Below are 20,338 nucleotides of genomic sequence, written 5' to 3'. Positions count from 1 at the left end.
GGGGCTTACGTTAGCGCACGGGCGGATTCAGCCCAGGCGGGCGACGATGTCGGCCTGCGGGTCGCCGGTGAGCTGGATCCGCTCGCCATCGACGACGACCGTCGGGGTGCCGCGACCGCCGTTCTCGTCGGCCGGCATCTCCCGTGTCATCGCGGCCACGAAGCGATCGTAGGTGCGCTCCGTGACGCACGCGTCGATGCCCGTCGCTCCCGCCGTCTCCGCGATGTCGATGATCTGCTCGTCGGTCAGGCCGGCGGAACCCTCTGCGGGCTGGTTCTCATACATCGCCTGGACGAAGGGCGAGACCGCCTCGGGCGAGCTCTCGGCGACGCAGTAGAGAGCGTTGGCGGCGCGCGTGGAGTAGTCGGTTCCCTGCGAATAGCGGTCGAGGATCGCGACGGGGTGGTAGTCGAGCGTGATCGACCCGTCGTCGACGAGCCCTGCGAGGGTCTCCCCGTAGATCTGCTCGAACTGGTTGCAGATGGGGCACATGAAGTCGATGTAGGTCGCGACGACGTCCTCGCCCTCGCCCACCGAGACCGCCCCGGTCTCCGCGTTCACGATGTCGGACTCGGGCGCCGGCCCCGCCGACGTCGCGCTGCTGTTGATCCACACGACGGCGACCGCCGCGACCACGAGCACGGCCACGACGCCGACCGAGATCCAGATCGCGAACCAGTTCGTCTTCTTGCCCGCGGCAGCGGCCATGTCATCCCTCCCGAGGACTTCTTCAGCTGATCGGCACCGGCGTGATGCCGAACGGCTCCAGGCCCGCGGCCCCGCCGTCGTGCGCCGTCAGCACCCAGATTCCGCCATCATGCACGGCGACGCTGTGCTCCCAGTGGGAGCCGGACGAGCCGTCCACCGTCGAGACCGTCCAGTCGTCGTCCTCTACGAGCGTGGCGGGGTCGCCGTCGACGACCATCGGCTCGATCGCCACGGCCAGACCGGGCTTGACCTCGGCGCCGCGGTCGGCGACGCGGTAGTTGAACACGGGGGGCGATTCGTGCATCTTTCGACCGATGCCGTGACCCACGTAGTCCTGCAGGATGCCGTAGCTCCGGCCGCTCTCGGCGCCGCGGTCCTCGATGTAGCCCTGGATCGCGGCCCCGACCTCCCCGAGGAAGCGCGCCGACGCGAGCGCCGCGATGCCGGCCCAGAGCGAACCCTCGGTGACGCTGGAGAGCGCCTCGCGCCGGGCCACGAGCTCGGGGCGGTCGGGGTCGGGCAGGACGATCGTGAACGCCGAGTCCCCGTTCCATCCCTCGAACTCCGCGCCCGCGTCGATCGAGAGGATGTCACCGGGCTCCAGGACACGCGTGCCGGGGATGCCGTGGACGACCTGCTCGTTGACCGACGCGCACACGGTATGCCGGTATCCGCGCACGAGCTGGAAGTTCGAGCGCGCACCGGCGCCGGTGATGACGGCGGACGCCGCGGCATCCAGCTCGAGGGTCGTCACGCCCGGGGCGGCCAGCCGGCGCACCGCCTCGAGCGCGTCGGCCGTGATCCGGCCGGGTCGCACCATCGCCCGCAGCTGCGCGGGGGACTTGTAGATCGACCGTCGCAGGCCCACGTCAGGCGGCGGCCCGGCGGGCGAGCCCGCGCGCCTCGAGCGCGGCGAAGATGCGCTCGGTGATCTCCTCGAGCGAGCCCACCCCGTCGATCGTGTCCACGATCCCCCGCTCGCGGTAGACGCCGAGGATCGGGGCGGTCTCGTTCTCGTAGATGTCGAGACGCTTGGCGATCACCTCTTCGGTGTCGTCGGTGCGTCCCTGCTCGGCGGCGCGCAGCTTCAGTCGCTCGATGCTCTCCCGGCGGGGGACGTCGAGCTCGATGACGGCGTCGAGCGCCTCGCCCCGGCCCGAGAGGAAGTCGTCCAGGTGCGCGACCTGGCCGAGATTGCGCGGATAGCCGTCGAGAAGGAAGCCGGAGGCCGCATCCGGCTGCGTGAGCCGGTCGCGGACGATCTCGCTCGTCAGCTCGTCGGGAACGAGGTTGCCCGCCTCCACGATCTGCTGCACGCGCCGGCCGAGCTCGGTTCCCTCGCTGATGTTGGCCCGGAAGACATCTCCGGTCGAGACGACCGGGATCTCGTAGGCCTCGCCGACGAGGACCCCCTGGGTCCCCTTGCCGGAGCCCTGCGGGCCGACGATCAGGAAACGTGCGGAGGTCTGCGTCATCGGAGGAGCCCTTCGTAGTGGCGCTGCTGCAGCTGCGCGTCGATCTGCTTGACGGTCTCGAGACCCACGCCCACGATGATGAGGATCGAGGCGCCGCCGAACGGGAAGTTCTGGTTGGCGTCGACCGTGGCGAGCGCGATGAGCGGCAGCAGGGCGATGAGACCGAGGTAGATCGAGCCCGGCAGCGTGATGCGCGTGAGCACGTAGTCGAGGTACTCGGCGGTGGGGCGACCCGCCCGGATGCCGGGGATGAAACCGCCGTAGCGCTTCATGTTGTCGGCGACCTCGACCGGGTTGAAGGTGATCGCGACGTAGAAGTACGTGAAGCCGATGATGAGGAGGAAGTAGACCGCCATGTAGAGCGGGTGATCGCCGGTGGTGAAGTACTGCGAGATCCACACGACCCAGCCCGCGGGCTCCTCGCCGACGGCCGGCTGGTTGAACTGAGCCAGCAGGGCGGGGATGTACAGCAGGGAGGAGGCGAAGATGACGGGCACGACGCCGGCCATGTTCACCTTGATCGGGATGTATGTGTTGGTGCCGCCGTACGTGCGCCGGCCCACCATGCGCTTGGCGTACTGCACGGGGATGCGCCGCTGCGACTGCTCGACGAAGACGACGAGCGCGACGACCACGATTCCGATAGCCAGCACGAGGAGGAAGGTCTCGAAGCCGCGCGCCTGCCAGATCCCCCACATCGCGGCGGGGAATGTCGCGGCGATCGAGGTGAAGATCAGCAGCGACATGCCGTTGCCGACCCCCCGCTCGGTGACGAGCTCCGCGAACCACATGATGAGGCCGGTACCCGCCGTCATCGTGATGATCATGAGCAGCTGGGCCCACCAGGCCTCGTTGGTCAGCAGCTGGTCGCATGCGGCGACGCCGGTGTTGCCGAAGAGCTGCCCGCTGCGGGCGACCGTGACGAGCGTCGTCGACTGCAGGAGCGCGAGGGCGATCGTGAGGTAGCGCGTGTACTGGGTGAGGCGGGCCTGGCCGGCCTGACCCTCCTTGTGCAGCGTCTCGAAGTGCGGGATCACGACGCGCAGCAGCTGCGTGATGATCGTCGCCGTGATGTACGGCATGACGCCGAGCGCGAAGATCGACAGCTGCAGCAGCGCACCGCCCGAGAAGAGGTTGACGAGCGAGAGCAGGCCCTCGGTCCCCTCGTTCTGCCCGATGCACGACTGCACGTTCACGAAGTCGACGAACGGCGTCGGCACGTGCGCACCGAGACGGTAGAGCACGATGATGCCCAGGGTGAAGGCGATCTTCCGGCGCAGATCGGGTGTGCGGAAGACGCGCGCGATTGCGCTGAACAAGAAGGATCCTCCTGAAGGGGAATGAGGCCGCCCGCGGGACGGCCAAGCACCAGGGTAGCCCAGGGTCGCTCGCGGGGCGTATCCCGACCGGCGACAGCAGTCCCGGACGACGAAAGGGCCGGAGGATTCCCCCGGCCCTTTCGTGCGTGGTTACTTGACGCTGCCGCCCGCGGCGACGATCTTCTGCTCGGCGGAGCCGGAGACCTTGTCGACCGTCACGGTGAGCTTGACGGCGATGTCGCCGTCGCCCAGCACCTTGACCTTCTCGTTCTTGCGAACGGCGCCCTTGGCGACGAGGTCGGCCACGGTCACGTCGCCGCCACTCGGGTAGAGCTCCGCAAGCTTGGCGAGGTTGACCACCTGGTACTCGACGCGGAACGGGTTCTTGAACCCGCGCAGCTTCGGGGTGCGCATGTGCAGCGGCATCTGCCCGCCCTCGAACCCGGCGCGCACGGTGTTGCGGGCCTTCGTGCCCTTCGTGCCGCGACCGGCGGTCTTGCCCTTCGAGCCCTCTCCACGACCCACGCGGGTCTTGGCGGTGTTGGCTCCGGGCACCGGACGCAGGTGGTGGACCTTCAGCACACCGGGACGCGTCGTGGCCTGGGCGGGTGCCTTGTCGGCCTTGGCGGGGGCCTTCTTCGCCGCCGGCTTCGTGGCGGGCGCAGCCGCCTCGGCCGCAGCCTTGTCGTTCTCAGCCATCAGTCGATCTCCTCAACCTTCACGAGGTGGGCGACAGTCTTGACGTAGCCGCGGGTCTGGGCGTCATCGGGACGGACGACCGTGTCGCCGATCCGCTTGAGGCCGAGGCTCCGCAGCGTGTCGCGCTGGTTCTGCTTCTCGCTCACCTTGGACTTGACCTGCGTGACCTTCAGACGCGCAGCCATCATGCACCTGCCTTCGCAGCGGCGACGGCCTCGGCCTCGGCCCGCACCAGGCGCGCGGGGGCGACCTGGTCGAAGTCGAGACCACGGCGGGCGGCCACGGCGCGCGGCTCTTCGAGCTGCTTCAGCGCCGCGACGGTCGCGTGGACGATGTTGATCGTGTTCGACGAGCCGAGCGACTTCGACAGCACGTCGTGGATGCCGGCGCATTCGAGCACGGCGCGCACGGGGCCACCGGCGATAACACCGGTACCGGCGGTCGCCGGACGCAGGAGCACGACGCCGGCGGCCGCCTCACCCTGCACGGGGTGCGGGATCGTCACGCCGACGCGGGGCACGCGGAAGAAGTTGCGCTTGGCCTCTTCGACACCCTTGGAGATCGCCAGGGGGACCTCGCGCGCCTTGCCGTAGCCGACGCCGACGAGACCGTTGCCGTCGCCGACGACGACGAGCGCCGTGAAGCTGAAGCGACGACCGCCCTTGACGACCTTCGACACGCGGTTGATCGTGACGACGCGCTCGAGGAACTGGCTCTCGTTGCGGTCACGCGAACCGCGGTCGCGGTTCGGGTTGCGCTCGCGGCCGCCGCGGCGGGGCTCGCGCTCACGCTCCGTGGGCGCGTCCGTGGTGGCGGGCGCCTCGGTGGTGGCGGACACGTTGTTCTCCTTGTTGTCGGTGCTCACAGGTTCAGCCCGCCCTCTCGCGCGCCGTCCGCGATCGCGGCGACACGGCCGGCGTAGCGGTTGCCACCCCGGTCGAAGACGGCCTCACTGATTCCGGCGGCCTTCGCGCGCTCGGCGACGAGCTCGCCGACCTTGCGCGCCTTGGCCGTCTTGTCGGCCTCGAGGGAGCGCAGGTCGACCTCGAGCGTCGAGGCGGATGCCACAGTGTGGCCCTTGCTGTCGTCCACGAGCTGCACGAACACGTGGCGGGACGAGCGGTTCACGACCAGGCGCGGACGCTCGGTGGTGCCGACGATCTTCTTGCGAAGACGGGCGTGGCGGCGCGAGCGCGCGACGGACTTCGACGTCACAGCCATGGTTACTTACCAGCCTTTCCGGCCTTACGCCGAACGACCTCGCCGGCGTAGCGGATGCCCTTGCCCTTGTACGGTTCGGGCTTGCGGATCTTGCGGATGTTCGCGGCGGCCTCACCGACGGCCTGCTTGTCGATGCCGCTCACGGTGACCTTGTTGTTGCCCTCGACCGTGAGCGTGATGCCGGCCGGCGGCTCGATGAGCACGGGGTGCGAGAAGCCGAGCGCGAACTCCACGGAGCCGCCCTTCTGCGCGACGCGGTATCCGGTGCCGACGACCTCGAGGCCCTTGGTGTAGCCCTGGGTCACGCCGATGATGTTGTTGTTGATGAGGGTGCGCGTGAGGCCGTGGAGCGAACGCGACTCGCGCTCGTCGTCGGGCCGGGTCACGAGAATCTGGTTCTCCTGCACCGCCACCTCGATGGGACGGGCGATCTGAATGCTCAGTTCGCCCTTGGGGCCCTTGACCTGGACATCGCGGCCGCTGACCTCGACGGTCACGCCGGCGGGGATGTCGATGGGAAGCCTACCGATACGGGACATGACGGATCACCACACGTAGGCGAGGACTTCCCCACCCACGCCCTTCTGCTCGGCCTGACGGTCGGTGAGGAGACCGGAGGAGGTGGACAGGATGGCGACGCCGAGGCCGCCGAGCACGCGGGGCAGCTCGGTCGAGCGTGCGTACACGCGCAGACCGGGCTTGGACACCCGCTTGATGCCGGCGATCGACCGTTCGCGGTTCGGGCCGTACTTCAGCGTGAGGGTCAGCGTCTGACCGACGCGGGCGTCGGCGACGGCCCAGTCGGAGATGTAGCCCTCCTGCTTGAGGATCTCGGCGATGTGGGTCTTGAGCTTCGAGCTCGGCAGGCTCACGGAGTCGTGGTGCGCCGAATTCGCGTTGCGCAGACGGGTCAGCATGTCTGCGACCGGGTCTGTCATTGTCATGTGTGTAGTCCTTCGTTCACCAGGTTTCGACCGCCGTTACACGACGGGCGACCTGTGGTGGTGGTGTGCCCGGATGGGCGGGTTCAGGCCTGGGCGTTCGGGTCGCGGAATGGGAAGCCGAGGTGACGCAGCAGAGCACGACCCTCGTCATCCGACGTCGCGGTCGTGACGACCGTGATGTCGAAGCCGCGGACGCGATCGATCTTGTCCTGGTCGATCTCGTGGAAGACCGCCTGCTCCTGCAGACCGAACGTGTAGTTGCCGTGGCCGTCGAACTGCGTGGCCGACAGACCGCGGAAGTCGCGGATGCGGGGCAGCGCCAGCGAGATGAGGCGGTCGAGGAACTCCCACGCGCGGTCGCCGCGGAGGGTGACGTGCGCGCCGATGGCCTGGCCCTCGCGCAGCTTGAACTGCGCGATGGACTTGCGGGCCTTCGTCACGACGGGCTTCTGACCGGTGATCTTGGTGAGGTCGTCGACCGCACCATCGATCACCTTGCTGTCACGAGCGGCCTCGCCGACACCGGTGTTCACGACGACCTTGACCAGACCGGGGATCTGGTGGACGTTCGCGTACCCGAACTCCTCGCGCAGCTTCTGCTGGATCTCGGAGCGATACTTCTGCTTCAGGCGCGGCTGGATCTTGCCAGCCGGCGCGGCAGTGGACGTTGACATCAGAGGTCCTTACCTGACTTCTTCGCGTAGCGGACGCGCACGGTGCGCTTCTCGCCGTTCTTCACGACCTCCTCGACGCGGTGGCCGACGCGGGTCGGCTTCTTCGTCTCGGGGTCGACGATCGCGACGTTGGAGATGTGGATCGGGGCCTCGACGGTCTCGATTCCACCGGTCTTGGTTCCGCGCTGCGACTGGCCGACGCGCGTGTGCTTGGTGACGTAGTTCACGCCCTCCACCACGACGCGGTTGGTGCCGGGAACGACCTCGAGGACCTTCCCCTGCTTGCCGCGGTCGCCGCCGCGTTCGGGCTTGGCACCCGAGATGACCTGAACGAGGTCACCCTTCTTGATCTTCGCCATGGGTTACAGCACCTCCGGGGCGAGCGAGACGATCTTCATGAATCGCTTGTCTCGCAGCTCACGGCCGACCGGTCCGAAGATGCGGGTGCCGCGGGGCTCCCCGTCGTTCTTCAGGATGACGGCGGCGTTCTCATCGAACTTGATGTAGGAGCCGTCCGAGCGACGCGTCTGCTTGACGGTGCGCACGACGACCGCCTTGACGACATCGCCCTTCTTGACGTTGCCGCCGGGGATCGCGTCCTTGACCGTGGCGACGATGACGTCGCCGAGGCCGGCGTACCGACGGTTGGAGCCGCCGAGCACGCGGATCGTGAGCAGCTCCTTGGCGCCGCTGTTGTCGGCGACCTTGAGGCGGGATTCGTTCTGAATCATTGCTTACTTCGCCTTCTCGAGGATCTCCACCAGGCGCCAGCGCTTGGTCGCGCTCAGCGGGCGGGTCTCGTTGATGAGGACGAGGTCGCCGATGCCGGCGGTGTTGCCCTCGTCGTGCGCCTTGACCTTGGAGGTGCGACGGATGACCTTGCCGTAGAGGGGGTGCTTCACGCGGTCCTCGACCTCGACGACGATCGTCTTGTCCATCTTGTCGCTGACGACATAGCCGCGGCGGGACTTGCGGTACCCGCGGGCGCCGGCGTCACGGACGTCGTGCTCGGCGTGCTCGTGACCCGCGACCTGCTCTGCGGCGGTGTCGGCCTTCTTCGTGGTGGCCATCACTCAGCCTCTCCTTCGGCGGTGGCCGAGTCGTCCTCGGACTTCTTCGCCTTGCTCTTCTTGGCCTTCGTCGCCGTCTCCGCGGGGGCGGGCGTGGCACGGATGCCCAGCTCGCGCTCACGGATGACGGTGTAGAGCCGCGCGATGTCGCGCTTGACGGCGCGGATGCGGCCGTGGCTCTCGAGCTGGCCGGTGGCCGACTGGAAGCGCAGGTGGAACAGCTCTTCCTTGGCCTTGCGCAGCTCCTCGACGAGGCGCTGGTCTTCGAACGTGTCGAGCTCTGCCGGGGCGAGCTCCTTGGTGCCGATCGCCATTACGCGTCGCCCTCCTCGCGCTTGATGATGCGTGCCTTCAGGGGCAGCTTGTGAATGGCACGGGTCAGGGCCTCGCGAGCGAGTTCCTCGTTGACACCGGCGACCTCGAAGAGGACGCGACCCGGCTTGACGTTGGCGACCCACCACTCGGGGGAGCCCTTACCGGAACCCATGCGGGTCTCGGCGGGCTTCTTCGTGAGCGGACGGTCGGGGTAGATGTTGATCCACACCTTCCCGCCACGCTTGATGTGACGGGTCATCGCGATACGCGCCGACTCGATCTGGCGGTTGGTGACGTACGCGGGCGTGAGGGCCTGGATGCCGAACTCGCCGAACGACACCTTCGTGCCACCGGTCGCCTGCCCGTCCCGCTTGGGGTGGTGCTGCTTGCGGTACTTGACCTTGCGGGGGATGAGCATTACGCCGACACTCCTTCTGCGACGGGCGCCTCGCTGCGGGGGCCACGGCGACGGTCGCCGCGGTCGTCACGACCGCGCGACTTGGGCGCGTTGGCCTGCTCGCGTGCGAGCTCCTTGTTGGTGAGGTCGCCCTTGTAGATCCAGACCTTCACGCCGATGCGGCCGAAGGTCGTCTTGGCCTCGTAGAAGCCGTAGTCGATGTTCGCGCGCAGCGTGTGCAGCGGCACACGACCCTCGCGGTAGAACTCCGAGCGGCTCATCTCGGCACCGCCGAGGCGGCCCGACACCTGGATGCGGACACCCTTGGCGCCGGCGCGCTGCGCGCCCTGCAGCCCCTTGCGCATCGCGCGGCGGAACGCCACGCGTGCGGAGAGCTGCTCGGCGACACCCTGCGCGACGAGCTGGGCGTCGGCCTCGGGGTTCTTCACCTCGAGGATGTTCAGCTGGATCTGCTTGCCGGTGAGCTTCTCGAGGTCGGCGCGGATGCGCTCGGCCTCGGCGCCGCGGCGGCCGATCACGATGCCGGGGCGGGCGGTGTGGATGTCGACGCGGACGCGGTCACGCGTGCGCTCGATCTCGATGTTGCTGACGCCCGCACGGTCGAGCGAGGTCTGCAGCATCTTGCGGATCTTGATGTCCTCGGCGACGTAGTCGGCGTAACGCTGACCCGGCTTCGTCGAGTCCGAGAACCACCGCGAGACGTGATCGGTCGTGATGCCGAGGCGGAAGCCGTACGGGTTTACCTTCTGTCCCATTACTTGCTCGCCTTCTTGGTCGGGGCGGCGGCCGCGTCAGCGACCTCGGGGGTCGACAGGACGACCGTGATGTGGCTCGTGCGCTTCTTGATCTGGAACGCGCGGCCCTGGGCGCGGGGCTGGAAACGCTTGAGCGTCGTGCCCTCGTCGACGTAGGCGTTCTTGACGAACAGACCCTGCTCGTCGAAGTACTCGCCGTCCTTGTCGGCCTTCACCCGTGCGTTGGCGATGGCCGACGCGACGAGCTTGTAGATCGGCTCGCTCGCACCCTGCGGTGCGAACTTCAGGATCGCGAGGGCCTCTTCGGCCTGCTTGCCCTTGATGAGCGCGACGACGCGACGAGCCTTCTGAGGGGTCACGCGGATGTGTCGCACGCGGGCGATGGACTCCACCATTTCTCTCTCCTCCTCGGTCGCCTTAGCGGCGACGGCCCTTCTTGTCGTCCTTCTCGTGACCGCGGAAGGTGCGGGTGGGCGCGAACTCGCCCAGCTTGTGGCCGACCATGGTCTCGGTCACGAACACGGGGATGTGCTTGCGACCGTCGTGGACGGCGATCGTGTGGCCGAGCATGGCCGGCACGATCATCGACCGGCGCGACCAGGTCTTGATGACGTTCTTCGAACCCGACTCGTTCTGAGCGGCGACCTTGCGAAGCAGGTGCTCGTCGACGAAGGGGCCCTTTTTGAGACTGCGTGGCATCTTCTGTTCCTACCTACTTGCGCTTCTTGCCGGCGTTGCGACGACGGACGATCAGCTTGTCGCTTTCCTTGTTGGCGTGGCGGGTGCGGCCCTCGGCCTGACCCCACGGCGACACGGGGTGGCGTCCACCGGACGTCTTGCCCTCACCACCACCGTGCGGGTGGTCGACCGGGTTCATCGCGACACCGCGGACCGTCGGGCGCACGCCCTTCCAGCGCTTGCGGCCGGCCTTGCCCCAGTTGATGTTGGACTGCTCGGCGTTGCCGACCTCGCCGACGGTCGCGCGGCAGCGCGCGTCGACGTTGCGGATCTCGCCCGAGGGCAGGCGCAGCTGGGCGTAGGGGCCGTCCTTTGCAACGAGACGCACCGACGCGCCGGCCGAGCGCGCGATCTTCGCGCCGCCACCGGGGCGCAGCTCGATGGCGTGCACGACGGTACCGGTGGGGATGTTGCGCAGCGGCAGGTTGTTGCCGGGCTTGATGTCGGCGTTCGGGCCGGACTCGACGACGTCGCCCTGCGACAGTTTGTTCGGCGCCAGGATGTAGCGCTTCTCGCCGTCCACGTAGTGCAGGAGTGCGATGCGCGCCGTGCGGTTGGGGTCGTACTCGATGTGAGCGACCTTCGCGTCGATGCCGTCCTTGTCGTTGCGACGGAAGTCGATCAGGCGGTACTGGCGCTTGTGGCCACCACCGATGTGACGCGTCGTGATGCGACCCTGGTTGTTGCGACCACCGGTCTTGCTGAGCGGACGCAGCAGCGACTTCTCGGGCGTCGAACGCGTGATCTCGGCGAAGTCGGCGACCGACGAGCCGCGGCGACCGGGCGTCGTGGGCTTGTACTTGCGAATAGCCATGTTCTTAGTCCTCTATCCCGACCGTCAGCCGACAGCCGTGAAGATGTCGATGGTGCCCGACTTGAGGGTCACGATCGCGCGCTTGGTGTCCTTGCGCTTGCCGAGCCCGAACCGGGTGCGACGGGCCTTGCCGTTGCGGTTGGCGGTGTTGACCGCCGCGACCTTGACGCCGAAGATCTTCTCGACCGCGAACTTGATCTCGGTCTTGTTGGCGCGGGGGTCCACCAGGAAGGTGTACTTGCCCTCGTCGATCAGGCCGTAGCTCTTCTCGGAGACGACCGGCTTCAGGATGATGTCGCGCGGGTCCTTGTTCAGGGCGCTCATGCGGAGACCTCCTCGGTGGCCGACTTCGACGCGACGAAGGCGTCGTACGCGGCCTTGGTGAAGACGATGTCGTCGGAGACGAGCACGTCGTAGGCGTTGAGCTGGTCGAAGAACAGCACGTGCACGTACGCGAGGTTGCGCACGCTCTTGATGCTCAGCTCGTCGTCGCGGTGCAGGACGACCAGCACGTTCTTCGTGGGGGCGACCTGCGCGAGGTACGCCGCCGCCGCCTTGGTCGAGGGGGCGCCCTCGATGCCGAGGGACTCCACGATGTGCAGGCGCTGGCCCCGGACGCGGTCGCTGAGCGCGCCCAGGAGGGCGGCCGCGATCATCTTCTTGGGGGTGCGCTGCGCGTAGTCGCGCGGCTTCGGACCGTGGACGATGCCACCGCCGGTCATGTGCGGCGCGCGGATCGAGCCCTGACGGGCGTTACCCGTGCCCTTCTGCTTGAAGGGCTTGCGGCCGGCACCGGAGACCTCGCCGCGACGCTTGGTCGAGTGCGTGCCCTGGCGGGCCGCGGCGCGCTGCGCGACGACGACCTGGTGGATCAGCGGGATGTTCGTCTTGACGTCGAACACCGAGGCGGGCAGCTCCACGGAGCCGGCCTTCTTGCCGTCGGTGCCACGGACATCGAGCGTGAGAGTCGAGTCAACCATGTGCTCAGGCGCCCTTCACTGCGTTGCGGACGTACACGATGCGACCGCGCGCACCGGGGACGGCGCCCTTGACGAGCAGCAGACCCTTCTCGGCGTCGATCGCGTGCACGGTGAGGTTCTGGACGGTCACGCGCTCGCCACCCATACGGCCGGCCATGCGCATGCCCTTGAAGACACGGCTCGGGGTCGACGAGGCGCCGATCGAGCCGGGCTTGCGGTGGTTGCGGTGCGCACCGTGCGAAGCGGAGACACCCTTGAAGTTGTGGCGCTTCATGACACCCGCGGTGCCCTTGCCCTTGCTGGTGCCGACGACGTCGACCAGCTGGCCGGCCTCGAACACGCCGTCCACCGTGAGCTCCTGACCGAGTGAGTAGTCAGCGGCATCCGCGGTGCGCACCTCGGTGAGGTGACGGCGGGGGGTGACGCCCGCGGCCTCGAAGTGGGCCGTCAGGGGCTTGTTCACCTTGCGGGGGTCGATCTGGCCGTAGGCGATCTGAACGGCGTTGTAGCCGTCCTTCTCGGGCGTGCGCACCTGGCTCACGACGTTCGAGGCGAGCTCGATGACGGTGACGGGGATGAGCTTGCCCTGCTCGTTCCACACCTGGGTCATACCGAGCTTGGTGCCCAGCATGCCCTTCGAAATCTTGTTGTTGATGTCAGCCATGTCGTCCTCAGAGCTTGATCTCGATGTTGACGTCGGCCGGCAGGTCGAGGCGCATCAGGGAGTCGACGGCCTTGGGCGTCGGGTCGATGATGTCGATCAGACGCTTGTGGGTGCGCATCTCGAAGTGCTCGCGGCTGTCCTTGTACTTGTGCGGGGAACGGATGACGCACACCACGTTCTTCTCCGTCGGAAGGGGCACGGGGCCCACGACGGTCGCTCCTGCACGGGTCACGGTGTCGACGATCTTGCGGGCCGAGCTGTCGAGCCCCGCGTGGTCGTACGACTTCAGGCGAATGCGGATCTTCTGTCCCGCCATTGTCTGCTCACTCTCTTTCTCGCGTCTTACGACACCGGTTCGGATGCCGGGCGCATTGGACGCACGGTGGCGCTCTCGCGCCGGGCACTTCGCCGCCGCCCGGAGGCGACGTGTTGCTGCACCGCTGTTCTGCTGTCAGCCCGGGAGTTCGAGACTCCCGGCATCCGCACGATCGCTCCGCACGCGCGCAGGGCACTCGGACGGAGCGATGATGGGATGTGTCGTTCTGCTGCCCGCGGCCTAGGTTCGACATCGGGGCCTGGGCCCTGCGATGCGTCCTATGCACTGCCCTGGCAGTGATCCGGTGCGCGCATACGCGGCCCCCGGAGTGTGGAACCTGACTAGTCTACGTGACGCCCGGGCGTGTCGCAAACCCGGGCGTGTCGCAGAGAGAAGGGCGGTGCCCCAAGCCACCGCCCCCTCCCCGCCCGCCGCGCGGCGGGACTCTGCGTCAGCCCGCGCCGCGTATGCGAGGCGGACCGTCGATCGGTGGGAGGGCCCCGGAGGGGATGCGGCCTCGCGCGCGCGTCGAGTCCGCGGGAGCGGCGCGACCAGGACGACGGGAGCACGGGGTCACCACCGCGGATGCACCGCACCGGGTGCCACGCGTCGTGGTCGATCCTGTCCCCATCAATGCATCCCCACATGCATCTCACCGGCGGCGCCCTGCGCCCACCGGACCGCGACCCCCCGTCGCGGGTTCGCGGGCCGGGCCCGCATGCGCCGTGTCCCCCACGGCGCGTGCCCATCTTGACACAGCGGTCACCACGACGGAAGGGCGAGTGCGCGGGAGCGACCGCAACCCTCTCGTAACGTGATGGCCGCTAGCATGTGGACATGCCGGGGGCAGATGGGGATCAGGGGAAGAGCTCTGCGCACGCGCGGGAGCACGAGGCGTCGGGGGGACACCGGCCGCATCGCCGCGCGTGGGTCGCACCGGTCGCGGCAGCGGGCGGGGCCCTCCTCGTCGGCGGCGCGATATGGCTGTTCGCTCCCCTCGCGGTGGCGGCGCAATCGGAGCCGGCCCCCACTGTGACATCCCTTGTCCCGCTCATCACCTCGACGGTTCCGGCCGGCACCTCGGCCGTGCTGGCCGGGCCCGGCATCGACCCGACGGGCGCGACCGTCTCGACCGACGGCGTCAGGGCGTTCATCGCGAGCCTGCCCGCGGAGGGCGTGCGCACCGTCGAGGTGCCCTCCGGGTCGGTGATCCGCCTGGACGGCACGATCGAGATCCCCGGCAACACCATCCTGCGCGGGGGCGGGGAGCTGCGCTGGACCGAGGGGATCTCGGAGAGCGCGGCCCTGAGCGTCGTCGGCGACAACGTCGAGATCTCGGGCGTGACGATGACGAATCCGAACGAGCTCGGGAGCGCAGAGGGCGACCGCAACTACGGGATCGAGATCAAGGCGTCCGATGTTCGCGTGATCGGCAATCACATCGAGCGATTCCAGAACGGCATCGCCGTGCGGTACGGCGGCGAGTTCCACGACATCGTCATCTCCGGCAACCGCGTGAAGGACGTCATCGGCGTCGGCGCCGGGCCGGACTCGCGGGAGAACCGGGGCGAGGATCGCGGCGACGGGATCGTCGTGTGGGGGGCGCAGGCCACCGTGACCGGGAACATCGTCAACGCGAAGCCCGGCACCGACGCCCGCGTGGGCATCCACACCGAGAGCATCACCCTCGGCAACACCGAGGACGCCCCACACACCGCGTCGATGGTCGCGATCACGGGCAACGTCGTCTACGGGCAGTTCCGCCGCTCGATCGTGAGCGAGAACGTCGCCCACACCACCATCACGGGCAACACCGTGGCGGATGCCACGTGGTGGGGCATCGCCGTGATCCTCCGCTCGCACGACAGCGTCGTGGCGGACAACACGATCCTGTACACGCGCACCGCCGCCGACGGCCAGGGGCAGAACTACGACCCTCGCAGGGCACCGATCATGATCTACGGGGGCGTGGAGCGCGCGCAGATCAGCGGCAACTCGCTCGTCGTGAAACCGGGCGCCGAGGCACGCGCGTTCATCGTCATCCAGGGCGAGGGCGACCAGGCCCCCGCGGACATCACGGTCGACGGCAACACGGGATTCAACGACGAGGGCACGGTGACGGACGGCATCGCGACGGTCGGCACGACATCCGGCGTCCGGGTGACGGACAACCGGCTCGAGGGCTTCTCATCGGCGGGCGTCTCGCTCTCCCGCACGAGCGACTATCTCGTCGACCGGAACGAGCTCTCCGGCGCCGGCGCGGCCGTCGGCGTGCGCATCGAGGACAGCTCGGGATGGGGCAGGGTGACCGGCAACATCACCACCGGCGTCGGGAGCGCGGTCGAGGCGCCCGACGGCGCGGACGTATCGGGCAATCTCGCCCCCTGATCCCGCGCCCGGGCGCGATGCCGCGACGACACGACGAAGGGGCCGGGCCCGAAGGCCCGACCCCTTGTCGGTGCGGATGCCGAGGCATCCGCCATGAATCAGATCACTTGATGATCTTGGTCACCGTTCCGGCGCCGACGGTGCGGCCACCCTCACGGATCGCGAAGCCGAGGCCCTCTTCCATGGCGATGGGCTGGATCAGCTCCACCGTCATGTCCGTGGTGTCGCCGGGCATGACCATCTCGGTGCCCTCGGGCAGCGAGATGACGCCGGTGACGTCCGTGGTGCGGAAGTAGAACTGCGGGCGGTAGTTCGTGTAGAAGGGGTTGTGACGGCCACCCTCCTCCTTGGACAGGATGTACGCCGTGCCCTCGAAGTTGGTGTGGGGCGTGACCGAACCCGGCTTCACGACGACCTGGCCGCGCTCGACGTCGTCGCGCTTGAGACCACGCAGGAGCAGACCGCAGTTCTCGCCGGCCCAGGCCTCGTCGAGCTGCTTGTGGAACATCTCGATACCCGTGACCGTCGTCTTCTGCGTCGGGCGGATGCCGACGATCTCGACCTCGGAGTTGATGCCCAGCGTGCCGCGCTCGGCGCGACCCGTCACGACCGTGCCACGACCGGTGATCGTGAAGACGTCCTCGATCGGCATGAGGAACGGCTTGTCCTTGTCACGCACGGGGTCGGGGATCGACTCGTCGGCGGCGTCCATCAGGTCGAGGATCGACTGGACCCACTTCTCGTCGCCCTCGAGAGCCTTCAGGCCCGAGACGCGGATGACCGGAGCGTCGTCGCCGGGGAAGCCCTGGCTCGACAGCAGCTCGCGGACCTCGAGCTCGACGAGCTCCAGGATCTCCTCGTCGTCGACCATGTCGGCCTTGTTCAGCGCGACCATGAGGTAGGGCACGCCGACCTGCTTGGCGAGCAGAACGTGCTCACGCGTCTGGGCCATCGGGCCGTCGGTGGCGGCGACCACGAGGATCGCGCCGTCCATCTGGGCAGCACCGGTGATCATGTTCTTGATGTAGTCGGCGTGACCCGGGGCGTCGACGTGCGCGTAGTGACGCTTGGGGGTCTCGTACTCGACGTGCGAGATGTTGATCGTGATGCCGCGCTGACGCTCCTCGGGAGCCGAGTCGATCGACGCGAAGTCGCGCTGAACGTTGGTGGCCGACGGGTACTTGTCGGCGAGCACCTTCGAGATCGCGGCGGTGAGCGTGGTCTTGCCGTGGTCGACGTGACCGATCGTTCCGATGTTCACGTGCGGCTTGGTCCGCTCGAACTTGGCCTTAGCCACTGGGTCCTCCTCAGGACTGTCGTGTAGAAGCCCCGGTCGCTGGATTGCGACCGGCTCTCTACGGGGATGGTTCTCAGTCTAGTTATGAAGTTGTAGAAACCGAATGCCGAGGCATCCGACGCGGGTTACTCGCCCTTGTTCTTCTGGACGATCTCGTCGGCCACGGCGCGCGGGACCTCGGCGTAGCTGTCGAACTCCATGGAGTAGACGGCGCGGCCGGAAGTCTTCGAGCGCAGGTCGCCGATGTAGCCGAACATCTCGGACAGCGGGACGTTCGCCCGCACGACCTTGACGCCCGCGGCATCCTCCATCGACTGGATCTGTCCGCGGCGGCTGTTGAGGTCACCGATGACGTCGCCCATGTACTCCTCGGGAGTACGCACCTCGACCGACATGATCGGTTCGAGGATGACCGGACTCGCCTTGCGGACGGCCTCCTTGAAGCCCATCGAACCGGCGATCTTGAACGCCATTTCAGACGAGTCGACATCGTGCGACGCACCGTCGAGCAGGATCGCCTTGACACCCACCATGGGGTAGCCGGCGAGAACGCCGACGTTCATGGCGTCCTGGAAGCCCTGATCGACCGGCGCGATGTACTCGCGCGGGATTCGTCCGCCCGAGACCTTGTTGACGAACTCGTACGTGGTCTCGGCCGTGACTTCGAGCGGCTCGAGCGCGAACTGGATCTTCGCGAACTGACCCGAACCACCGGTCTGCTTCTTGTGGGTGTAGTCGTGACGCTCGACGGCCTTCTTGATCGTCTCGCGGTACGCCACCTGCGGCTTTCCGACGTTGGCCTCGACCTTGAACTCGCGCTTCATGCGGTCGACGAGGATGTCGAGGTGCAGCTCGCCCATGCCCTTGATGACCGTCTGGCCCGTCTCGGCGTTCTGCTCGACGCGGAACGTCGGGTCCTCTTCGGCGAGCTTCTGGATCGCGGTGCCGAGCTTCTCCTGGTCGGCCTTGGTCTTCGGCTCGATGGCGACCTCGATGACCGGCTCGGGGAACGTCATCGACTCGAGCACGACCTGGTGGTTCGCGTCCGAGAGCGTGTCGCCCGTCGTCGTGTCCTTGAGACCGATCACGGCGTAGATGTGACCCGCGGTGACCGAGTCGACCGGCATCTCCTTGTTGGCGTGCATCTGGAAGATCTTCCCGATGCGCTCCTTCTTGCCCTTGGTGGCGTTGACCACCTGGGCGCCCGAGTCGAGGTGACCCGAGTAGACGCGGATGTAGGTCAGGCGACCGAAGAACGGGTGCGTGACGATCTTGAACGCCAGAGCCGCGAACGGCTCCTTGCTGTCGGCGTGACGCTCGATGATCTTCTCTTCGTCCTTCGGGTCGCGCGCCTCGATGGCGGGGACGTCGAGGGGCGAGGGGAGGTAGTCGACGACCGCGTCGAGCATGGGCTGGACGCCGCGGTTCTTGAACGCGGAACCGCAGAGCACCGGGTAGACCTCGGACGCGATCGTCATCTTGCGGATGGCGCCCTTGATCTCGTCGGTGGTGAGCTCTTCGCCGCCGAAGTACTTCTCGAGCAGCACCTCGTCGGACTCGGCGACCGTCTCGAGAAGCTTCTCGCGGTACTCGGCGGCCTTGTCGGCGAGGTCGGCGGGGATCTCCTGGATCTCGTACTTGGCGCCCATGGTGACGTCACCCTTGGCATCGCCGGGCCATACCAGCGCACGCATGTAGACCAGGTCGACGACGCCGACGAAGTCGTTCTCGGCGCCGATCGGGATCTGCAGCACGAGCGGCTTGGCCTTCAGCCGGTTGATGATCGTGTCGACCGTGAAGTAGAAGTCGGCGCCGAGCTTGTCCATCTTGTTGACGAAGCAGATGCGGGGCACGTCGTACTTGTCGGCCTGACGCCACACGGTCTCGGACTGGGGCTCGACACCCTCCTTGCCATCGAAGACGGCGACGGCACCGTCGAGAACGCGGAGCGAACGCTCCACCTCGACCGTGAAGTCCACGTGTCCGGGGGTGTCGATGATGTTGATCTGGTTCTTCTCCCAGAAGCACGTGACCGCCGCAGAGGTGATCGTGATGCCACGCTCCTGCTCCTGCTCCATCCAGTCGGTCGTCGCCGCGCCGTCGTGCGTTTCGCCGATCTTGTGGTTGACGCCCGTGTAGAACAGGATGCGCTCGGTGGTCGTCGTCTTGCCAGCATCGATGTGGGCCATGATGCCGATGTTGCGGACCTTGTTGAGGTCGGTGAGCACGTCTTGTGCCACGGGTGCGTTTCCTTACGTGAGGTGACGGGATGTCGCGGGTTCCGCCGGCCGGAACCGGTGGTCCCGGCCGGCGGAGTGGATGCTGATTACCAGCGGTAGTGCGCGAAGGCGCGGTTCGACTCGGCCATCTTGTGGGTGTCTTCGCGGCGCTTGACCGCGGCACCCAGGCCGTTCGAGGCGTCGAGGATCTCGTTCTGCAGACGCTCGGTCATCGTCTTCTCACGACGACCCTTCGCGTAGCTGACCAGCCAGCGCAGCGCGAGGGTGTTCGCGCGGTGCGGCTTGACCTCGACCGGCACCTGGTAGGTCGAGCCGCCGACGCGGCGGCTGCGGACCTCGAGGGTGGGGCGGACGTTGTCGAGCGCCTTCTTGAGCGTCGCGACCGCGTCCTGGCTGTTCTTCGCCTCGACGCCCGCGAGGGCGTTGTAGACGATCGACTCGGCGAGGGACTTCTTGCCGTCGACCAGGATCTTGTTGACGAGCTGGGTGACGATGGGGGCGCCGTAGACCGGGTCGTTGACGACGGGGCGCTTCGGGGCAGGACCCTTACGAGGCATGGTTCTCAGCCCTTCTTCGCGCCGTAGCGGCTGCGAGCCTGCTTACGGTTCTTCACGGCCTGGGTGTCCAGGGCGCCACGGACGATCTTGTAACGCACACCGGGCAGGTCCTTCACACGACCGCCACGCACGAGCACCATCGAGTGCTCCTGCAGGTTGTGGCCCTCGCCGGGGATGTAGGCGGTGACCTCGGTGCCGTTCGAGAGCTTGACACGGGCGACCTTGCGCATCGCCGAGTTCGGCTTCTTGGGCGTCGTGGTGTACACACGGGTGCACACGCCGCGCTGCTGCGGGTTGGCCTTCAGGGCGGGAGCCTTGGTCTTGGTGACCTTCGGCGAGCGACCCTTCCGGACCAACTGCTGAATGGTTGGCACTGGTTGTTCTCCTTCATGCTGCACGGTGACAGCGTTCGTGTTCTCTCCCGGGCATCCGGATATCGGTCCGGCCGGCCCGGGTCACGTAGACCCGCTCCCGCGCCAGAGGGCTGTCGCGATCGAGTGGGTATGCCGTGGGGGTGACCTGTTCGCAGGTCGTTCCCTGAGATGAGATGCGGCTTCCGCCCACCCCGGGACACGCTCACGGCACGTCGCAGGGCGCGCATGGGCGCACACCCGATCAATGATACGCGCGGGGGGCGAGGGCGGTCAAACGGACGACGAGACTCACGTAAAGTGCCCGCGAAACGCCCTCGGTGCCTCATTTGAGATTGCCCGCGAAATGGTGACGCTCGGGGCATGGGAAGTGAG

29 protein-coding genes are annotated in these 20,338 nt (G+C 67.6%); 1 reads left to right on the top strand and 28 read right to left on the bottom strand.

Features of this window, described 5'->3' with window-relative positions; all coding sequences use genetic code 11:
• Positions 1-27: 27 nt before the first annotated feature.
• From ACIGCK_RS13530 to rpsJ, 24 genes are all read right to left on the bottom strand, one after another.
• Complete coding sequence (locus ACIGCK_RS13530) at positions 28-708, bottom strand: DsbA family protein (protein WP_396666775.1); 681 nt, start codon at positions 706-708, stop codon at positions 28-30.
• A gap of 22 nt (positions 709-730) precedes the next feature.
• On the bottom strand, positions 731-1,576 hold the full coding sequence (gene map, locus ACIGCK_RS13525) for a type I methionyl aminopeptidase (protein WP_330170422.1): 846 nt from the start codon (positions 1,574-1,576) through the stop codon (positions 731-733).
• Position 1,577: 1 nt separating this feature from the next.
• A complete protein-coding gene (locus tag ACIGCK_RS13520; protein WP_330170423.1) occupies positions 1,578-2,183 on the bottom strand; it encodes an adenylate kinase in 606 nt (201 codons plus the stop codon).
• Entirely contained in the window at positions 2,180-3,502 is a 1,323-nt protein-coding gene (gene secY, locus ACIGCK_RS13515; protein WP_330170424.1) for a preprotein translocase subunit SecY, read from the bottom strand. The genes ACIGCK_RS13520 and secY overlap by 4 nt, the downstream gene beginning before the upstream one ends.
• Positions 3,503-3,652: 150 nt before the next feature.
• Positions 3,653-4,201 carry a 50S ribosomal protein L15 gene (gene rplO, locus ACIGCK_RS13510; protein ID WP_396666774.1) on the bottom strand — a complete coding sequence of 183 codons (549 nt, stop codon included), beginning with the start codon at positions 4,199-4,201 and terminating at the stop codon, positions 3,653-3,655.
• Positions 4,201-4,386, bottom strand: coding sequence for a 50S ribosomal protein L30 (gene rpmD / locus ACIGCK_RS13505; RefSeq protein ID WP_194424257.1), 186 nt, complete (start codon positions 4,384-4,386; stop codon positions 4,201-4,203). Before rpmD ends, rplO begins: the two co-directional genes overlap by 1 nt.
• Complete coding sequence (gene rpsE / locus ACIGCK_RS13500) at positions 4,386-5,066, bottom strand: 30S ribosomal protein S5 (protein ID WP_396666773.1); 681 nt, start codon at positions 5,064-5,066, stop codon at positions 4,386-4,388. Before rpsE ends, rpmD begins: the two co-directional genes overlap by 1 nt.
• A complete protein-coding gene (gene rplR, locus ACIGCK_RS13495; RefSeq protein ID WP_330170426.1) occupies positions 5,063-5,422 on the bottom strand; it encodes a 50S ribosomal protein L18 in 360 nt (119 codons plus the stop codon). The genes rpsE and rplR overlap by 4 nt, the downstream gene beginning before the upstream one ends.
• Positions 5,423-5,424: 2 nt before the next feature.
• Complete coding sequence (rplF, locus tag ACIGCK_RS13490) at positions 5,425-5,961, bottom strand: 50S ribosomal protein L6 (protein ID WP_396666772.1); 537 nt, start codon at positions 5,959-5,961, stop codon at positions 5,425-5,427.
• Between the two features lie 6 nt (positions 5,962-5,967).
• Positions 5,968-6,366 (bottom strand): 30S ribosomal protein S8, encoded by a 399-nt coding sequence (rpsH, locus tag ACIGCK_RS13485; protein ID WP_330170428.1) that lies wholly within the window; start codon positions 6,364-6,366, stop codon positions 5,968-5,970.
• Positions 6,367-6,449: 83 nt separating this feature from the next.
• Positions 6,450-7,040 carry a 50S ribosomal protein L5 gene (rplE, locus tag ACIGCK_RS13480; RefSeq protein WP_330170429.1) on the bottom strand — a complete coding sequence of 197 codons (591 nt, stop codon included), beginning with the start codon at positions 7,038-7,040 and terminating at the stop codon, positions 6,450-6,452.
• Positions 7,040-7,399, bottom strand: coding sequence for a 50S ribosomal protein L24 (gene rplX / locus ACIGCK_RS13475; protein ID WP_330170430.1), 360 nt, complete (start codon positions 7,397-7,399; stop codon positions 7,040-7,042). The genes rplE and rplX overlap by 1 nt, the downstream gene beginning before the upstream one ends.
• Positions 7,400-7,402: 3 nt before the next feature.
• Positions 7,403-7,771 (bottom strand): 50S ribosomal protein L14, encoded by a 369-nt coding sequence (rplN, locus tag ACIGCK_RS13470; RefSeq protein ID WP_330170431.1) that lies wholly within the window; start codon positions 7,769-7,771, stop codon positions 7,403-7,405.
• Positions 7,772-7,774: 3 nt separating this feature from the next.
• Positions 7,775-8,110, bottom strand: coding sequence for a 30S ribosomal protein S17 (rpsQ, locus tag ACIGCK_RS13465; RefSeq protein ID WP_330172054.1), 336 nt, complete (start codon positions 8,108-8,110; stop codon positions 7,775-7,777).
• The gene (gene rpmC, locus ACIGCK_RS13460; RefSeq protein WP_396666769.1) at positions 8,110-8,424 is read right to left on the bottom strand and encodes a 50S ribosomal protein L29; all 315 of its coding nucleotides are present in this window, start codon (positions 8,422-8,424) and stop codon (positions 8,110-8,112) included. Before rpmC ends, rpsQ begins: the two co-directional genes overlap by 1 nt.
• Entirely contained in the window at positions 8,424-8,843 is a 420-nt protein-coding gene (rplP, locus tag ACIGCK_RS13455; RefSeq protein WP_045275476.1) for a 50S ribosomal protein L16, read from the bottom strand. The genes rpmC and rplP overlap by 1 nt, the downstream gene beginning before the upstream one ends.
• Complete coding sequence (rpsC, locus tag ACIGCK_RS13450) at positions 8,843-9,598, bottom strand: 30S ribosomal protein S3 (RefSeq protein ID WP_330170433.1); 756 nt, start codon at positions 9,596-9,598, stop codon at positions 8,843-8,845. Before rpsC ends, rplP begins: the two co-directional genes overlap by 1 nt.
• Positions 9,598-9,993, bottom strand: coding sequence for a 50S ribosomal protein L22 (rplV, locus tag ACIGCK_RS13445; protein ID WP_330170434.1), 396 nt, complete (start codon positions 9,991-9,993; stop codon positions 9,598-9,600). Before rplV ends, rpsC begins: the two co-directional genes overlap by 1 nt.
• A gap of 22 nt (positions 9,994-10,015) precedes the next feature.
• Complete coding sequence (rpsS, locus tag ACIGCK_RS13440) at positions 10,016-10,297, bottom strand: 30S ribosomal protein S19 (protein ID WP_330170435.1); 282 nt, start codon at positions 10,295-10,297, stop codon at positions 10,016-10,018.
• Positions 10,298-10,310: 13 nt separating this feature from the next.
• Positions 10,311-11,150: a 50S ribosomal protein L2 gene (rplB, locus tag ACIGCK_RS13435; protein ID WP_330170436.1), complete on the bottom strand. Its 840-nt coding sequence runs from the start codon at positions 11,148-11,150 to the stop codon at positions 10,311-10,313.
• Positions 11,151-11,174: 24 nt separating this feature from the next.
• On the bottom strand, positions 11,175-11,474 hold the full coding sequence (gene rplW / locus ACIGCK_RS13430) for a 50S ribosomal protein L23 (RefSeq protein WP_330170437.1): 300 nt from the start codon (positions 11,472-11,474) through the stop codon (positions 11,175-11,177).
• Complete coding sequence (gene rplD, locus ACIGCK_RS13425) at positions 11,471-12,130, bottom strand: 50S ribosomal protein L4 (RefSeq protein ID WP_396666765.1); 660 nt, start codon at positions 12,128-12,130, stop codon at positions 11,471-11,473. The genes rplW and rplD overlap by 4 nt, the downstream gene beginning before the upstream one ends.
• Before the next feature lie 4 nt (positions 12,131-12,134).
• Positions 12,135-12,794 (bottom strand): 50S ribosomal protein L3, encoded by a 660-nt coding sequence (rplC, locus tag ACIGCK_RS13420; RefSeq protein ID WP_396666763.1) that lies wholly within the window; start codon positions 12,792-12,794, stop codon positions 12,135-12,137.
• 7 nt (positions 12,795-12,801) lie between these two features.
• Positions 12,802-13,110 (bottom strand): 30S ribosomal protein S10, encoded by a 309-nt coding sequence (rpsJ, locus tag ACIGCK_RS13415; RefSeq protein ID WP_013584016.1) that lies wholly within the window; start codon positions 13,108-13,110, stop codon positions 12,802-12,804.
• 837 nt (positions 13,111-13,947) lie between these two features.
• On the opposite strand from rpsJ, the gene ACIGCK_RS13410 reads away from it, so the two are divergent.
• Positions 13,948-15,498: a NosD domain-containing protein gene (locus ACIGCK_RS13410; protein ID WP_396666761.1), complete on the top strand. Its 1,551-nt coding sequence runs from the start codon at positions 13,948-13,950 to the stop codon at positions 15,496-15,498.
• A gap of 103 nt (positions 15,499-15,601) precedes the next feature.
• On the opposite strand, the gene tuf is transcribed toward ACIGCK_RS13410, so the two are convergent.
• From tuf to rpsL, 4 genes are all read right to left on the bottom strand, one after another.
• Positions 15,602-16,795, bottom strand: coding sequence for an elongation factor Tu (tuf, locus tag ACIGCK_RS13405; protein ID WP_396666759.1), 1,194 nt, complete (start codon positions 16,793-16,795; stop codon positions 15,602-15,604).
• Positions 16,796-16,920: 125 nt separating this feature from the next.
• A complete protein-coding gene (gene fusA, locus ACIGCK_RS13400; protein WP_330170442.1) occupies positions 16,921-19,035 on the bottom strand; it encodes an elongation factor G in 2,115 nt (704 codons plus the stop codon).
• Between the two features lie 86 nt (positions 19,036-19,121).
• Complete coding sequence (gene rpsG, locus ACIGCK_RS13395; protein WP_100809897.1) at positions 19,122-19,592, bottom strand: 30S ribosomal protein S7; 471 nt, start codon at positions 19,590-19,592, stop codon at positions 19,122-19,124.
• Between the two features lie 5 nt (positions 19,593-19,597).
• A complete protein-coding gene (gene rpsL, locus ACIGCK_RS13390) occupies positions 19,598-19,966 on the bottom strand; it encodes a 30S ribosomal protein S12 (protein WP_292812855.1) in 369 nt (122 codons plus the stop codon).
• Positions 19,967-20,338 lie beyond the last annotated feature (372 nt).

Source organism: Microbacterium sp. NPDC078428 (genome assembly GCF_044542535.1).
GTDB classification, from domain to species: domain Bacteria; phylum Actinomycetota; class Actinomycetes; order Actinomycetales; family Microbacteriaceae; genus Microbacterium; species Microbacterium limosum.
The sequence above is the reverse complement of the archived record's forward strand: the minus strand, read 5'-3'. Positions and strand labels throughout refer to the sequence as shown.

Coding starts and splice junctions, on each gene's coding strand:
- rplX (WP_330170430.1), bottom strand. CDS start 7,399: ATGGCGAAGATCAAGAAGGGTGACCTCGTTCAGGTCATCTCGGGTGCC.
- rplB (WP_330170436.1), bottom strand. CDS start 11,150: ATGGCTATTCGCAAGTACAAGCCCACGACGCCCGGTCGCCGCGGCTCG.
- rpsS (WP_330170435.1), bottom strand. CDS start 10,297: ATGCCACGCAGTCTCAAAAAGGGCCCCTTCGTCGACGAGCACCTGCTT.
- rplD (WP_396666765.1), bottom strand. CDS start 12,130: ATGGTTGACTCGACTCTCACGCTCGATGTCCGTGGCACCGACGGCAAG.
- rplE (WP_330170429.1), bottom strand. CDS start 7,040: ATGTCAACGTCCACTGCCGCGCCGGCTGGCAAGATCCAGCCGCGCCTG.
- rplV (WP_330170434.1), bottom strand. CDS start 9,993: ATGGTGGAGTCCATCGCCCGCGTGCGACACATCCGCGTGACCCCTCAG.
- rplP (WP_045275476.1), bottom strand. CDS start 8,843: ATGCTCATCCCCCGCAAGGTCAAGTACCGCAAGCAGCACCACCCCAAG.
- rplR (WP_330170426.1), bottom strand. CDS start 5,422: ATGGCTGTGACGTCGAAGTCCGTCGCGCGCTCGCGCCGCCACGCCCGT.
- rplN (WP_330170431.1), bottom strand. CDS start 7,771: ATGATTCAGAACGAATCCCGCCTCAAGGTCGCCGACAACAGCGGCGCC.
- rpsC (WP_330170433.1), bottom strand. CDS start 9,598: ATGGGACAGAAGGTAAACCCGTACGGCTTCCGCCTCGGCATCACGACC.
- rplO (WP_396666774.1), bottom strand. CDS start 4,201: ATGGCTGAGAACGACAAGGCTGCGGCCGAGGCGGCTGCGCCCGCCACG.
- ACIGCK_RS13410 (WP_396666761.1), top strand. CDS start 13,948: ATGCCGGGGGCAGATGGGGATCAGGGGAAGAGCTCTGCGCACGCGCGG.
- rpsG (WP_100809897.1), bottom strand. CDS start 19,592: ATGCCTCGTAAGGGTCCTGCCCCGAAGCGCCCCGTCGTCAACGACCCG.
- rplC (WP_396666763.1), bottom strand. CDS start 12,794: ATGGCTGACATCAACAACAAGATTTCGAAGGGCATGCTGGGCACCAAG.
- ACIGCK_RS13520 (WP_330170423.1), bottom strand. CDS start 2,183: ATGACGCAGACCTCCGCACGTTTCCTGATCGTCGGCCCGCAGGGCTCC.
- rpmC (WP_396666769.1), bottom strand. CDS start 8,424: ATGGCGATCGGCACCAAGGAGCTCGCCCCGGCAGAGCTCGACACGTTC.
- ACIGCK_RS13530 (WP_396666775.1), bottom strand. CDS start 708: ATGGCCGCTGCCGCGGGCAAGAAGACGAACTGGTTCGCGATCTGGATC.
- rpsH (WP_330170428.1), bottom strand. CDS start 6,366: ATGACAATGACAGACCCGGTCGCAGACATGCTGACCCGTCTGCGCAAC.
- rpsQ (WP_330172054.1), bottom strand. CDS start 8,110: ATGGCCACCACGAAGAAGGCCGACACCGCCGCAGAGCAGGTCGCGGGT.
- rpsJ (WP_013584016.1), bottom strand. CDS start 13,110: ATGGCGGGACAGAAGATCCGCATTCGCCTGAAGTCGTACGACCACGCG.
- rplW (WP_330170437.1), bottom strand. CDS start 11,474: ATGAGCGCCCTGAACAAGGACCCGCGCGACATCATCCTGAAGCCGGTC.
- rpmD (WP_194424257.1), bottom strand. CDS start 4,386: ATGGCTGCGCGTCTGAAGGTCACGCAGGTCAAGTCCAAGGTGAGCGAG.
- rplF (WP_396666772.1), bottom strand. CDS start 5,961: ATGTCCCGTATCGGTAGGCTTCCCATCGACATCCCCGCCGGCGTGACC.